This window comes from Niallia taxi (genome assembly GCF_004005475.1).
In the GTDB taxonomy this organism is placed as follows: Bacteria; Bacillota; Bacilli; order Bacillales; family Cytobacillaceae; genus Niallia; species Niallia taxi.
Genome location: NZ_RZTZ01000002.1, coordinates 881,102 through 894,196, shown reverse-complemented (window position 1 = coordinate 894,196; position 13,095 = coordinate 881,102). Strand labels below are relative to the sequence as shown.

General features: G+C 38.6%; 15 protein-coding genes and 2 other annotated features (1 of these 17 running past the window's edge). Of the genes, 2 read left to right on the top strand and 13 right to left on the bottom strand.

Annotated elements, in window-relative coordinates:
- Positions 1 to 93: IS3 family transposase (locus tag EM808_RS09330; RefSeq protein ID WP_164849610.1), on the top strand; the 93-nt coding region annotated here is incomplete at its 5' end.
- A gap of 243 nt (positions 94 to 336) precedes the next feature.
- On the opposite strand, the gene EM808_RS09325 is transcribed toward EM808_RS09330, so the two are convergent.
- Positions 337 to 699 carry a hypothetical protein gene (locus tag EM808_RS09325; protein ID WP_375545274.1) on the bottom strand — a complete coding sequence of 121 codons (363 nt, stop codon included), beginning with the start codon at positions 697 to 699 and terminating at the stop codon, positions 337 to 339.
- 310 nt (positions 700 to 1,009) lie between these two features.
- On the opposite strand from EM808_RS09325, the gene EM808_RS09320 reads away from it, so the two are divergent.
- Positions 1,010 to 1,396 carry a DUF4275 family protein gene (locus tag EM808_RS09320; protein WP_164849617.1) on the top strand — a complete coding sequence of 129 codons (387 nt, stop codon included), beginning with the start codon at positions 1,010 to 1,012 and terminating at the stop codon, positions 1,394 to 1,396.
- Positions 1,397 to 1,466: 70 nt separating this feature from the next.
- Here the strand turns inward: EM808_RS09320 and EM808_RS09315 are convergent, their stop codons facing one another.
- From EM808_RS09315 to trpE, 12 genes are all read right to left on the bottom strand, one after another.
- Positions 1,467 to 2,789, bottom strand: a complete 1,323-nt coding sequence (locus EM808_RS09315; protein WP_127737885.1) for a metal-dependent hydrolase family protein — start codon at positions 2,787 to 2,789, stop codon at positions 1,467 to 1,469.
- Positions 2,790 to 2,898: 109 nt separating this feature from the next.
- Entirely contained in the window at positions 2,899 to 3,456 is a 558-nt protein-coding gene (locus EM808_RS09310; protein ID WP_235856583.1) for a TetR/AcrR family transcriptional regulator, read from the bottom strand.
- Positions 3,457 to 3,915: 459 nt separating this feature from the next.
- Positions 3,916 to 4,485 carry a TetR/AcrR family transcriptional regulator gene (locus EM808_RS09305; protein ID WP_127737884.1) on the bottom strand — a complete coding sequence of 190 codons (570 nt, stop codon included), beginning with the start codon at positions 4,483 to 4,485 and terminating at the stop codon, positions 3,916 to 3,918.
- A 26-nt stretch (positions 4,486 to 4,511) separates the two neighbouring features.
- A complete protein-coding gene (locus EM808_RS09300) occupies positions 4,512 to 5,210 on the bottom strand; it encodes an MBL fold metallo-hydrolase (RefSeq protein ID WP_127737945.1) in 699 nt (232 codons plus the stop codon).
- A gap of 585 nt (positions 5,211 to 5,795) precedes the next feature.
- Entirely contained in the window at positions 5,796 to 6,086 is a 291-nt protein-coding gene (locus EM808_RS09295; protein WP_127737883.1) for a hypothetical protein, read from the bottom strand.
- Between the two features lie 158 nt (positions 6,087 to 6,244).
- The gene (trpA, locus tag EM808_RS09290; protein WP_127737882.1) at positions 6,245 to 7,024 is read right to left on the bottom strand and encodes a tryptophan synthase subunit alpha; all 780 of its coding nucleotides are present in this window, start codon (positions 7,022 to 7,024) and stop codon (positions 6,245 to 6,247) included.
- Positions 7,008 to 8,225, bottom strand: coding sequence for a tryptophan synthase subunit beta (trpB, locus tag EM808_RS09285; RefSeq protein ID WP_127737881.1), 1,218 nt, complete (start codon positions 8,223 to 8,225; stop codon positions 7,008 to 7,010). Before trpB ends, trpA begins: the two co-directional genes overlap by 17 nt.
- Positions 8,226 to 8,243: 18 nt before the next feature.
- Positions 8,244 to 8,852: a phosphoribosylanthranilate isomerase gene (locus EM808_RS09280; protein ID WP_127737880.1), complete on the bottom strand. Its 609-nt coding sequence runs from the start codon at positions 8,850 to 8,852 to the stop codon at positions 8,244 to 8,246.
- A 12-nt stretch (positions 8,853 to 8,864) separates the two neighbouring features.
- Positions 8,865 to 9,641, bottom strand: a complete 777-nt coding sequence (gene trpC / locus EM808_RS09275; protein ID WP_127737879.1) for an indole-3-glycerol phosphate synthase TrpC — start codon at positions 9,639 to 9,641, stop codon at positions 8,865 to 8,867.
- A 1-nt stretch (position 9,642) separates the two neighbouring features.
- Entirely contained in the window at positions 9,643 to 10,665 is a 1,023-nt protein-coding gene (gene trpD, locus EM808_RS09270) for an anthranilate phosphoribosyltransferase (RefSeq protein WP_127737878.1), read from the bottom strand.
- Positions 10,662 to 11,252 carry an anthranilate synthase component II gene (locus EM808_RS09265; RefSeq protein WP_127737877.1) on the bottom strand — a complete coding sequence of 197 codons (591 nt, stop codon included), beginning with the start codon at positions 11,250 to 11,252 and terminating at the stop codon, positions 10,662 to 10,664. The genes trpD and EM808_RS09265 overlap by 4 nt, the downstream gene beginning before the upstream one ends.
- On the bottom strand, positions 11,249 to 12,640 hold the full coding sequence (gene trpE / locus EM808_RS09260; protein ID WP_225314687.1) for an anthranilate synthase component I: 1,392 nt from the start codon (positions 12,638 to 12,640) through the stop codon (positions 11,249 to 11,251). The genes EM808_RS09265 and trpE overlap by 4 nt, the downstream gene beginning before the upstream one ends.
- Positions 12,641 to 12,717: 77 nt before the next feature.
- Positions 12,718 to 12,948 (bottom strand) — a binding site (T-box leader).
- 49 nt (positions 12,949 to 12,997) lie between these two features.
- Positions 12,998 to 13,095, bottom strand: a binding site (T-box leader); it runs 163 nt beyond the window's last position.

Sequence of the window (13,095 nt, the reverse complement as noted above, 5' to 3'; positions counted from 1 at the left end):
TATATTCATTACTACAATAACATTAGAATCAAAACCAAATTAAAAGGTAAGAGCCCGATCCAGTATCGGACTCTTACCCAGACAGCAGCTTAACAAAAATACTGTCCAACTTTTTGGGGTCACTTCATCGCCTGCGGGGTCTCAGCCTTTCCTCTATTTCCCGCAGGAGTCGAGTGACCTCCGCTCCATTCCACTAAGTTTTCTAATCAGTGTATTAAAACTAAAAAACACAAAAAAAACCGAACTATTTAAACATTGATTGATTAAGTAGTTCGGTTTTTATACAGATTCACTTACTTATGTACCAGCCTCTTAATAGACTCATGAAGGTAGCAATCAATCTTCTGTCTCTTCTTCCTCTTCCACGTATATATCATGCTCGCCAAGATAAATCGGTCCATTCGCATGGTCAATTCTGATTGGCCACTCATACGGAACAGCTAACCTTCTTGCAATATCTCTCCAAAAAGCAGTTGTCTCTGCTTCAAATTCTTGAAAATCCTTTAATAGCTCTTTATAAGATGTACCATCAAATTGTATGTTCATGTCTTGCAAGCGAACGAAGGCCATATGCTTAATTTCTAGCTCTGCTGCTTTTTCCATTTCTGCTTCTGTTGCCTCACCGATAATTGTTCCAGGTGGAGGTAAAATAGTATAAATATTATCTACTTCTACTTCTGTTCCTTGTGTGGGAATCATTTTGTTTTGATTGAACATTATTTCAGCTCCTAGTAGAATATTTAGCAAAACAGATTATTGCTTTTCTTATCGATATACACATTCAACACAAAGGCATGCTATTCCTTCTAGCTCTTACAATTCTTCACTAATTACATCACTTGATGATTGAAGAAATAAGAAAATAATAAAAAATGGCGTGCTTTATCGAAATGAATATACTCTTTATAAAAATAGGGATAATGATCAATAGGAGGTTCCAAAAATGAATATTGTTTAAAATCAGCTAGAAAGGAAGCTTATTATTATGGAAAAGACATAATTAAAGCAACTGGAAATTCCGAAGTGGGGTACATACTTGCGTGGTAGATGGCGTGAATGTTTTGCAAGCCATCTTTCCTTTAAAGAACAACAGGAGATTTGGATGAATGATTTTCTGTGGCATTTATGCTCTTGGGAAAAGGTAAAATGTCTTAAGCAAGATGATGCAGTATCAGCATTTCTTCAGCAAGACAAGCATAAATGTACAATATTTTATCAGTTTATTGATGATGCTTACCTATATGAGCATGCAGACACACTTACAATAAAGGACCTACCTTATATAGAAGATGATATGTATTATAATGACATGTATGTAATGGATTGGAATAACGAATGGACTATTATCATGACACATGAAACAAACTGTGGTCCATATTTTATTCAACGTAAATAAATGAAAAACACTTTTCGGCCATTGAATTGGCAAGTGTTTTTCATTATTTTTTCTCTATCAATCTTCCAATCTACCAAACTAAATCAAGCAGCTCATCCACTTCCTTCATTTTTTTAACAGCTGGTGCTTTAATAAGATTACCTTTAACCATAACCATTGAAATATCCGCCAATGCTTTTAGATTGTCTAACGGATTTTGGTCTAGCACGATTAAATCTGCTTGTTTTCCAAGCTCTATTGTCCCTGTTAGGTCATCGATTCCTAAAATTTCTGCATTTACTTTTGTAACTTTTTCAATCAGTTGGATTGGGTTCAGGTTTGTTTGTCTCATAAGGTGGTCTAATTCCCGCCAAATATCATAGTGGGTCACAAATGGCATGGCTGCATCTGTTCCGATCCCCATTTTAATATCATATTTTACCGCCTGCTGTACTCCTTTCAGCATGGAATCATAGACAAGTCGGGAGTTTTCCTTCACTGTTTCACTCACCTTTGTAAGACTTCTGTCTAATTTTGCACTAGGATAACCTGCCTGCAGGGTAGGTATTAATGCCGTGTAGCCCTTTAATGCGTTAGGATTTTTTTTATATAATGTGATAATTTCTTCATCCATCTCTGCACCATGTTCAATCGTATCTACTCCACCTCGAAGAGCAATTCTTACTCCCTCTGTGCTTTCTACATGTGCTGCAACAAGCATGCCGAGTTTATGTGCTTCCTTACAAATGGCAGCAACCTCTTCCTCTGTCATCTGTAAACGGCCAGCTTCACCAACCATTTTTGCATCAGTAACCCCGCCAGTGACACAAATTTTGATTAAGTCTACTCCGTTTTTGACATTTATTCTGACATTTTTGCGTGCTTCCCAAGGAGAGTCACCGACTAAAGCCAAATAAGGTGCCCCGTGTCCGCCTGTCACACTCAGAAAATATCCCGATACAAGCAGATTTGGTCCAACAAACTCGTTTGCCTTTATTTCATCCCTTAACTGCACATCCTGATAAAAAAATTCTCCAACACTGCGCATCGTTGTTACACCAGCGTGAAGTGCAGTTATGGCGTTTTTTTTCATTCGTTTCTTTAATACACTTCTGCCAATTTTCGTATCCAAGATATGATGATACGCAAAATTCAGCACTCCTTCCCTTACAGACAATGAAAAAGGTTTACCGTCCGCAAAAAGATGGACATGGGCATTGATAAGGCCCGGCATTACATATTTCCCTGAAATATCCACCGTTTCATAATTACTTGGCACTGAAAGATCGTTTGATTTTCCGATATCCAGAATTAGCCCTTGTTCATTAATTAAAATAGTCATATTTGTATCCGCTTTTTTTCGCATATCCCCATATATCACCTGGCAATTCTTTAATGCGTAACCTGTCTTCATGAAAAATTGTCCTCCTTACATATAATAATGAATAAACAATTCATTTTTGATGGTAAAAAAAAGCGATAGCACCTTTATACAATTTGGACGTATATCGGTGAATCACTTGCTATTGATTTAAGCTTTTCACTCCATGCAGTCGGTAAATACTAAGCATCTCAAAAATTCGTTTTCTGCTTTCTACGCTCATCTCACGCTTTAGTAAATCCAATATCATATCGACGAAGCTATTAGCAAGAATGTTTAATAAAATCATATTTTCTTCCTTGTTAATATCGGATTTTTGGTAGGTGTCCTTCATGTACGGCTTTTTTGTTGCGATCATTAAATCTATTAGTTCGTTTTTGGCATTGCTGTAAATAGTACCATGACTTTTTTCAAAAATAATGACAATTTGCATATGATATTCTGTTAATAGATGGATTTGTTCTTGATAAATTGCAGCCTCTTTTTCATTCGTATCGTCCAAAAAGTTCTGATTTACGATATGTATGCTTTCCACTAATATTTTTTGCAAATAATCTACTAAAGACGCTGGAATTACTGTATAAAACAGCTCATTTTTGTTTTTAAAATACGTATATATATTGCCAACTGAAATATTAATTTCTTCTGCAATATCACTCATTTTCGCCTTTGAAAATCCTTTTTCAAAAAAAACTTTCAATGCCGCAGCTTCCATTTGTTTTTTTACTTCCTCTTTTTTTGCTTGAATAATAAACACCTCTTAATAATGAATTAATAATTCATTATTAATTTAGTATAATCCTATGCTCCTGTCAAATGAAAGGTTTTTATTACGATTATAGTCTATTTATTTGTGTAATTTTAACATTTTGAAGGTACTTTACCCCATAGGATGAAACCAAATGCATCCAGTGACCATATATCCTGTCATTATCACAATGACGGCCACTAGATGTGTGTGAAATAGAGGTTATAACAGATGGAGCTTAATTGATTATTGATTAATTAGACTAACATGGAAAAATCAGGACTAAATAATAATAAAATAACTAACAGCCAGGCTAACTGTACAAATAAATACTTACTAAAAATACAAGCAAACCATTTATTTATATAGCCAATTTAGTCAACCAATCAGCTTCCACATAAAGAACTATTACTATATATTTAATGCTTTAATTCCTGCAAGATAAGCATTTAACGCCAGCTCTAAGCTTATATCCAGCTTTAATGGCAAACCAAATTCCCCGTTTTGTTCGAGTGAAGCGAAACCATGCAGAATACTTCTTAATCCCCTGACAGCATGCAGGGTTTCTTCCTCGCCAAGCTTGTATTCGTTCATCACCTGAAGGACGATTTGAATACTTCTGCTTTGAATTGCTTCGAGCTCCTCATCTGCTGCACGAGGTGCACGAAGCATTGCCTCATATAGCCCAGGGTGACTGCGGACAAAGCTTACATACGTCTTGCCGAGATGATGAACAGCAGCATCTTGCGAGCGGCCAATGGCAGCTTCAGCTAATTGGTCATTCAGCTGCCGATAGCCGTATTTTGCCATTTCAATTTTTAATACTTGTAATCCTTTTACATGATTATATAGGGACGGTGATTTAACTTGCAGCGTTTTAGCTAATGTAGCTAAAGTAACTGCTTCAAGACCATTTGTATCAGCGAGTTTTGTAGCAGTTTTTAAAATCGTTTGTAAATCGAGTCCAGGTCTCGGCGACATATCGGAACTTCCTTTCGAGCTTCTCTTTATTTTTGACTGCGTTCTATTGCCTTTTTCATAAGACCAGCTGGGTCTGTAATCATCTTACCATGGCCGACAGCAAGGACATAAGGAGATAATTCCAGCAGTTTGTTTGCACTGTTTAAAGCAAGCTCCTTATTCCATGTCGCAAATGCGGGAAATGGAAATAGCGGATTTAGTTGACCCGCAACAGCTACTCCTCCTCGTGTTTGCAAGGCGTCGCCTGTAATTATTGCTCTGCTGCTTTTATCGAAAAAGGATAATGAACCTGGAGTGTGTCCAGGAGTCGAAATGGTCAGCAAAGCTCCTATTTCATCGCCGTCCTCTAACAATATATCCGGCTTCGTTATTATCTTTTTAGGTACTCCCCCGCGAATAGGAGTATCAGGCTCCCCTGATTCAAGTCCAGTATCCCCTTTTAGAAGGCGAGAATCTCGTCTAGAAATATAGACAGGAGCATGTGGTAATGCTTCCTTTAGTGCGTCCAATGATCCAACATGGTCATCATGGGCATGTGTCAGCACAATCCGAGTAATAGGTTTATTTACTTTCTTAGCAGCTGCAAGAATATGTTTACTGCTGTACGGTAAAGCACAATCAATCAAGGTCAAGCCTTCCTTTTCTTCAACAAAATAACAATTAACAGGAAAGAACCGGGGCATAAAGGAAAGTTGATAAACATTACCAATTTTTGTTATTTTCATCATTTTGCTCCTCTCATCGTTAAAACTAATATAATTAATATGATAACTAATACCATTAGTTATCGCAACTGTTTTTCCTATCTTTTACATACATATTAAAAGTGTTTTGAATATAAGTAGTTAGGTTCAGGATACAGCTAACCAATTTTAATAAACAATAAGGCTAATAGTTCGGATGTTTTTATATGGTGTTTATTGTTTGCATACAATAGTTGAAAATCTCAGTGGAATGGAGCCGTGGCCACTCGTCTCCTGCTTAGAAATAGAGGAAAGGCTAAAGACTCCGAAGGGGGGAAGCGAAGGAGTCTCAAGCTTTCGCCGCGGAAAACGAGTGGGGTAAGCGCAATGAAACGAACTACTTTTAAAGCTATATTGTATGTATACTTTCAAGCCCTACTCTTTCAATTGTGAGATGAAATTATTTATTACTCACGTTTATTTCGTTATATTTCTTGCCTCATATCGTTTTGTTGTTTAAACACTTGCTACAAGTACACTTGAGCCTTTCATTCATTCTTATGTTCTTCTCGCCAATGACAAAATCACCATTATTCATTGGCTCCAAAAGAAGTCCAACTCAAAAATCTATTTATTAGCTTTACGGATTGCTTTTATAACAGAAAAAATGCACCATCCTAAATAAACGCAGGCTGTAAGGCCCCATGTCAAAAATATCCCCAGTCCCAACCCAATATTAGCATCTTCGTAATCATTTATCCTATCATCTATAACGACATAAATCATAGGTGCAGCACAAATGATGTAGCCTAAAAAGAGCAGGCTTTTACGTTCTATTGTTTGTTTTTTGGAATTTTTTGAAAGAAACATAAATGGAATCAATAAAATAACTAAGGTAAGAAAAACAATCGCAATCATACATTTCCTCCATCCTATTTTATTAATATTATTTTACGCCATTGGTTTATCACTAATAAACAAAATAATCGTCAAAAGGAAATATTCTCTTCAAACAAATAAAACTGGCAGACAGTATATCCACCAGTTTTATTTTCTAAAAATTGCAGAGGATAATCCTAAACGGATACCTTCTTGCTTGCTGCTATTAAGCTTTTGATTTCATCTAATTCATTGCTATGAAACAGCTCGACAATTTTGCTGCCGACAATAACGCCATCACAATGCTTAGTCATTTCCTTAACATGCTCAGGTGTGGAGATGCCGAAGCCTGCCAATACAGGAATGGGACTTACTTCTTTCACCTTATGCAAATGTTCACCTAATTGCGATTGGAATACTGTGCGCGAGCCAGTTATTCCTGTTACAGTAACCGCATATAAAAAACCGTTTCCTTTTTTGGCAATCTCCGCAATTCTATCAATTGAACTAGTCAATGTGACGAGGCGAATAATTTCGACTTGATGCTTTTGGGCAGAGGACAGTAGTAATCCCTCTTCTTCAATCGGCATATCAGGGACAATTAATCCGTTTACGCCAGATTTCTCACATGATGCAAAAAATGCCTCGATGCCATAAGCCAAAATTGGATTTAAATAGGTCATAAAAACAATCGGAATTGTTGTCGTCTCACGAAAGGAGGCTAAAGTATCAAATACTTTTTTTAATGTTGTTCCTGCTTGAAGTGCACGAATTCCGGCAGCTTGGATGATTGGTCCATCTGCAACAGGGTCGGAAAATGGGATGCCAAGCTCAATTGCTGTTGCTCCGGCATTTTCAAGAAATTTAATTTTTTCCTCTAATGTTTCCAAGCCACCGTCGCCTGCCATAATATATGGAACAAAGGCTTTGTCGCCATTTCTTTTCACTTCGTCAAAACGTTCAGCAATTGTCGTCATTACTAGTCACTCCCATTCTTTCCATTACTGTATTAACATCCTTATCTCCTCTACCTGATAGACAAACAACAATCGCTTCTGACTCTTTCATTTTTGGAGCATGCTTTAAGCAATAGGCGATTGCATGAGAGCTTTCTAATGCAGGAATAATTCCTTCAAGACGACATAGCAGCTGCAATGCTTCAAAAGCTTCATCATCTGTAACTGATTCATAGTTCACTCTGCCAATATCGTTTAAATAGCTGTGCTCTGGACCAACTCCAGGATAATCAAGGCCAGCGGAAATGCTATGTGCCTCTTGAATTTGTCCATCTTCATCCTGTAACAGGTACATATAGGAGCCATGCAATACGCCCGGTTTCCCTTTTGTTAATGATGCAGCATGTTTATCTGTATGCAGACCGTGTCCTGATGCTTCGACGCCATAAAGAGCTACTTCCTCGTCCTTAATGAATGGATAGAACATTCCCATTGCATTGCTGCCGCCGCCGATACAAGCAATGACTGCTTCTGGTAATCTTCCTTCCTTTTCAAGGAACTGTGCCTTCGTCTCTGTTCCGATCACACTTTGGAAATCGCGAACCATCATTGGAAATGGATGTGGTCCCATAACAGAACCAAGAATATAGTGTGTATCCATCACATTTGTCACCCAGTAGCGTAATGCCTCATTACATGCATCCTTCAAGGTAGCACTTCCTGAGGTAACACTTTCCACCTTTGCACCAAGCATTTCCATTCGGAATACGTTCAGCTTTTGCCTTCTGATATCCTCTTCGCCCATAAAGATCGTGCATTCTAATCCAAGTAATGCACAAGCTGTCGCTGTAGCAACTCCGTGCTGACCAGCTCCAGTTTCGGCAACTACCTTTGTTTTGCCCATTCTTTTTGCCAGTAGGGCCTGGCCAATTGCGTTGTTGATTTTATGTGCACCTGTGTGATTTAAATCTTCTCTTTTCAAGTAAATTTTCGCACCGTTTAAATGCTTCGTTAGTCTTTTTGCATAATAAAGCGGTGTTTCTCTGCCAACATAGTCCTTCAATAAATAGTCTAATTCCTCTTGAAAGGCTGGGTCCTTTTTTGCCTCGATATAGGCATTTTCTAGCTCAACTACTGCTGTCATCAATGTTTCTGGAACATATCTTCCCCCGTAGATTCCGAAATGTCCTGTTTTGTCTGGAAATGAATAGTTTACTGTCATGATGTGCTGCCTCCTTATTTAGTATGTAGGAATCGCTTCTCCTAAAAATGACTCGATCTTCCGTAAATCCTTTTTCCCGTCTGTTTCGACACCACTTGATACATCAAGCATAAATGGGTTAACCATATTGCTTGCTGAACGAACATTTTCCTTGTTTAAGCCACCTGCAAGAATGACTTTTTTTCCCTTAAAGTCATAATCCTTCACGATATTCCAGTCAAATACTTTGCCATTTCCGCCAAAGTAACGTTCACGCGCACTATCTAACAGAATATAATCGGACTGGAAATCGGCGATTGCTGCTAAGTCTTCTGCTCCTTTTATGCTAAACGCCTTAATCACTGGTAGTTGGAAGGATGCTGCGAATTCACTTGATTCATCTCCGTGCAGCTGAATTACATTGATGCCTGAAATTCGGACGATTTCTTCGATTCTTTCCTTTGTTTCATTTACAAACACACCAACCTTCCAAACATCTTCAGGAAGCTTGTCGATAATGGCTCTGGCATTTTTAGGATCAATTTTCCGCTTGCTGTCTGCAAACACAAATCCGATTGCCTTTGCACCGTTTTGTACGGCACAAAGCGCTTCTTCTTCTGCTCTTATTCCGCATATTTTAACATTCATGTTTTCACTTCCTCACAGCTTAACTTTCATGCTCGTTAATGTTTCCCGTAAATTAGATGCTTTCATAAACGTTTCTCCAACAAGAATAGCATTCGCCCCTGCTGCAACAACTCTGTCAATATCTGCTTGTGTCGCAATCCCGCTTTCGCTGACTAAATACTTGCCTGCTGCTTTAATCGCTGGGGCAAGTCGTTCGGTCACTTCCAAGGAAACGTTAAAGGTTTTTAAGTCTCTGTTGTTGACGCCAATTAAGCTGCAGTCTGTTTGCAGAGCTCTCTCAAGCTCCTCTTCATTATGGACTTCCATCAGCACCTCCAAGTCCTTTGCTACAGCATACTCATACAGCGAGTGGAGCTTATCATCATCAAGGGCTGCTACAATTAACAGCACAAGACTTGCACCATGATGCTTTGCAAAGTCAATTTGAATTTCGTCAATGATGAAATCTTTACACAAAACGGGAATCGATACAGCACTGCTGACTCTTTCTAAATCCTCATAGCTGCCCTTAAAGAAAGGTCCGTCTGTCAAAACAGACATCCCGTCTGCACCATACTGAGCATATTTTAAGCCTTGGTCTTTTGGATCAAGTCCGATATTAATATCCCCTTTTGAAGGTGAGGCTCGTTTGAATTCAGCAATAATAGCCAGCTGATCTGCATTTGCTAATTTTTCAATAAAAGATTTTTTTGGAATTAAGGGGCTGTTTTGCAGTACCGCTTGTTGTTGTTTTAAATCTTCTACTACATCTGCCTTTTTTGCGATGATTTTATCTAAAATAGTTGCCATCTCATATCCCTGCTTTCTCATACAATGAACTGTTTGCTACTAACTGCTCTAGTTTAGATAAAGCTGCGCCACTTTCAATGCTGTTTCTGGCAAGCTCTATCCCACCTTCAATATTGTCTGCTTTCCCTGCTGCATAAATGCCGATACCTGCATTTAATAGCACAGTATCCTTATAGGCCCCTTTTTCTCCCTTTAATACATTCAATAAGATGTCTGCGTTTTCCTTTGCATCGCCGCCACGAATCGCTTCATTGCTGTAAACAGACAGGTTAACCTCTTCTGGGTGGAGATTTATTTTTCTGATGTTGCCGTCTTCTAAGATGACCAGTTCATTGTCTCCTTGAAGGGACGCTTCATCCATGCCGCCAGCGCCATTTAAAACAACCGCTCTTTTTCGTCCTAATCGCTTTAAGCTTTCAGCGAACAGCTCTGTAAAGTCTCTTCGATAAATACCAAGCACCTGTGTTTCTAATTCAATCGGGTTTGTAAGTGGACCAATTAAATTAAAGATAGTTGGAATACCGAGCTCTCTTCTTACCTTCATGATTCTGCCCATTTTCGGCTGGACATGCTGTGCGAACAAGAAGGTAATCCCGATTTCCTTCAGCTGCTGCTCATTTTGCTCTGGAGTTACATTTAAATGTATTCCTAAGTGTTCCAGTACATCTGCGCTTCCCGTTTTACTTGAAACACTTCTGTTGCCATGCTTCGCAACTGGAATGCCTGCACCTGCTAGGACGAAAGCAGATGTGGAGCTGATGTTAAAGCTGTGTGAACCATCTCCGCCAGTTCCGCAATTGTCAATACAGCCAGCAACATGACTGAATTTCAGAGTTTGCTCCCTTACAGCTTTCACTAAACCGACAATTTCATCAACACTTTCTCCTTTAAGCTTCAACGCTGTTATAAAGGCAGCAAGTTCACTGTCTGTAACACTATTGGTGAAAAATGTTCTGGATACCTCAAGCATTTCTGCTTCTGTCAGCGACTCTCGATTCATTACCCTTTGTAAATAATGCTTCATTTCAATACACCCTTTCTTGTTTCTTTAATAAAGTTCGCTAGCAGCTGCTTTCCTGTATCTGTTCCTATTGATTCAGGATGAAACTGAAATCCGTAAAGTGGATGGTGTTTATGTTTTATTGCCATGATTTCTTGATCATCATTGGACACAGCCAAAATTTCAAAATCACTTGGTAGTGTGTCTTTATTTATAACAAGGGAATGATAGCGCATCACTTCAATCGGCTCTGCAAGCTCTGTAAAAATGGTGTTTGTATGAACATTAGTTAAGTAAGAGGTTTTTCCATGCATGATATTGTCTGCTTTTTTCACCTCTGCACCGAATGCATAGCCAATTCCTTGATGGCCAAGGCAAATTCCTAAAATCGGAAATTCCTGATACAAATTCTTAATCACTTCTATTAAAATGCCTGCATTTTCTGGACGGCCAGGACCTGGAGAAAGGACGATACTCCTTGGAGCCATTGCCCTTATGTCTTCTATTGTTAGCTCGTCATTTCGTACGACTTTTACTTCTTCGCCTAATTCTCCTAAATATTGATACAGGTTATACGTAAATGAATCATAATTATCAATTAATAAAATCATGAAAGTCCCTCCAAGAATACTTTTAGTTTATGAATGGTTTCGTCATATTCTTTTTCAGGCACTGAATCATGTACGATACCTGCACCTGCTTGTATATAGGCTTTATTATCCTTAATAACCATCGTCCTGATAGCGAGAGCAAAATCCATATTTCCATTTTGCGAGAAATAACCGACTGCTCCGGAATAAATTCCCCTTTTGACTCCTTCAAGCTCATTGATGATTTGCATTGCTCTAATTTTTGGAGCTCCTGAGACCGTTCCTGCCGGAAGACATGATACAAGGGCATCAACACTTGACTGACCAGCCTTGATTTGCCCGCTAACCTCTGACACGATATGCATGACATGCTTGTATTTTTCGACCTTCATGTATTTATCAATATTAATGCTTCCAAACTGGCTGACCTTTCCGACATCATTTCTGGCAAGGTCGACTAGCATTTTATGTTCAGCCAATTCCTTCTCATCCTGAAGCAAGTCTGCTTCAAGTGCTTGATCCTCTTCAAGGCTTTTTCCGCGCGGTCTTGTTCCGGCAATCGGATTTGTGATAACCGTTCCATCAGTCGCTTTAATTAAGCTTTCTGGCGAGCTTCCAACAATTGCGTAATCTACAAAATCAAGATAATACATGTATGGTGATTGGTTTTTCACACGCAGCTTTCTATAGTAGGAAAAGCTTGAGCCTTTAAAGTCTGCTGACATCCGTTGGGATGGGACGACTTGGAATATGTCACCTTCTGTGATGTATTCCTTAGCCTTTTTAACCTTTTCGACAAATTCATCTTTTGTAACGGACGCTTTAAAGGTGGATATGTGAACATCTTCTGTCACTTCTGTGTACGATGCTTCAATTTCCTGCTTTCTTTTTTCAAGCCTTGCTTTAAGACTTGCTTCTGTTGTTGACTCACAAAGAGGAGACGCCACTAAGTATACTGATTGTTCTAAATGGTCAAAAATCACAAAATCTTCAAAAAACATTAAATGCACGTCAGGCAGCTGCAGTTCATCCCTTGCTTCTGGTCCAATATTTTCGTATTGCCTAATATTATCATAGCCAACATATCCGACCGCTCCAGCATTGATTGGAAGTCCAAATGGCAAATCGATATCTTTAATTGGAAGCAGTTTTTTTACAAGCTCTAATGCTTTTTCCTCAAGAAGTTCTGTACTGCCTGCTTTTACAAGTGTTGTTTTAGCTCCATTGCCAATCAACTCAAACACAGGGTCACTGCCAATAATAGAATATCTTCCAGATGCTTCATGTTTCAAAGAGCTTTCCAGAAGAAATTTCTTTGCCCCTTTTAATTTTTGGTAAATGCTGATTGGTGTTAACGTATCACCTTCCAATTTTTCAATGATCACCATTTGGCTCCCTGTCGTTTTCATTTCGTCTCCTCCATATCATTAGGCGTTTGTTTGCAATAAAAAAGTCCCCTACTATGACTGCAATTAAGCAATGCATAGTAGAGGACGATTAAAAAAACCGCGGTACCACCTCAGTTAGAGTGTAAACACTCTCTCTTTTCGAATACAATAATATTCTATCCTTTTAACGGTGGAAACCGGCGAGCCCTACTAAAGTTTCAGACCAGCACTCTTAAGTCCATTCAGCTAATCCTCTGGATCGGTTTTCACCAGCCACCGACTCTCTACACCAGACATATTAGCTTACTACTCTTAATCATTGATTTTATTATGAAAATGTTTATTAAAAAAGAACACAAAAAGGGCTTCTCTCCTATAAAAAAGGACGAGAAACCCGTGGTGCCACCTTCATTAGCTTAATTAATAAGCTCACTCTAAGAAATAATGCACTCAAAAATCGTTGGCGCATATTTCGG

Coding starts and splice junctions, on each gene's coding strand:
- EM808_RS09325 (WP_375545274.1), bottom strand. CDS start 699: ATGATTCCCACACAAGGAACAGAAGTAGAAGTAGATAATATTTATACT.
- EM808_RS09315 (WP_127737885.1), bottom strand. CDS start 2,789: ATGAAGACAGGTTACGCATTAAAGAATTGCCAGGTGATATATGGGGAT.
- EM808_RS09305 (WP_127737884.1), bottom strand. CDS start 4,485: ATGTCGCCGAGACCTGGACTCGATTTACAAACGATTTTAAAAACTGCT.
- EM808_RS09300 (WP_127737945.1), bottom strand. CDS start 5,210: ATGAAAATAACAAAAATTGGTAATGTTTATCAACTTTCCTTTATGCCC.
- EM808_RS09295 (WP_127737883.1), bottom strand. CDS start 6,086: ATGATTGCGATTGTTTTTCTTACCTTAGTTATTTTATTGATTCCATTT.
- trpA (WP_127737882.1), bottom strand. CDS start 7,024: ATGACGACAATTGCTGAACGTTTTGACGAAGTGAAAAGAAATGGCGAC.
- trpB (WP_127737881.1), bottom strand. CDS start 8,225: ATGACAGTAAACTATTCATTTCCAGACAAAACAGGACATTTCGGAATC.
- EM808_RS09280 (WP_127737880.1), bottom strand. CDS start 8,852: ATGAATGTTAAAATATGCGGAATAAGAGCAGAAGAAGAAGCGCTTTGT.
- trpC (WP_127737879.1), bottom strand. CDS start 9,641: ATGGCAACTATTTTAGATAAAATCATCGCAAAAAAGGCAGATGTAGTA.
- trpD (WP_127737878.1), bottom strand. CDS start 10,665: ATGAAGCATTATTTACAAAGGGTAATGAATCGAGAGTCGCTGACAGAA.
- EM808_RS09265 (WP_127737877.1), bottom strand. CDS start 11,252: ATGATTTTATTAATTGATAATTATGATTCATTTACGTATAACCTGTAT.
- trpE (WP_225314687.1), bottom strand. CDS start 12,640: ATGAAAACGACAGGGAGCCAAATGGTGATCATTGAAAAATTGGAAGGT.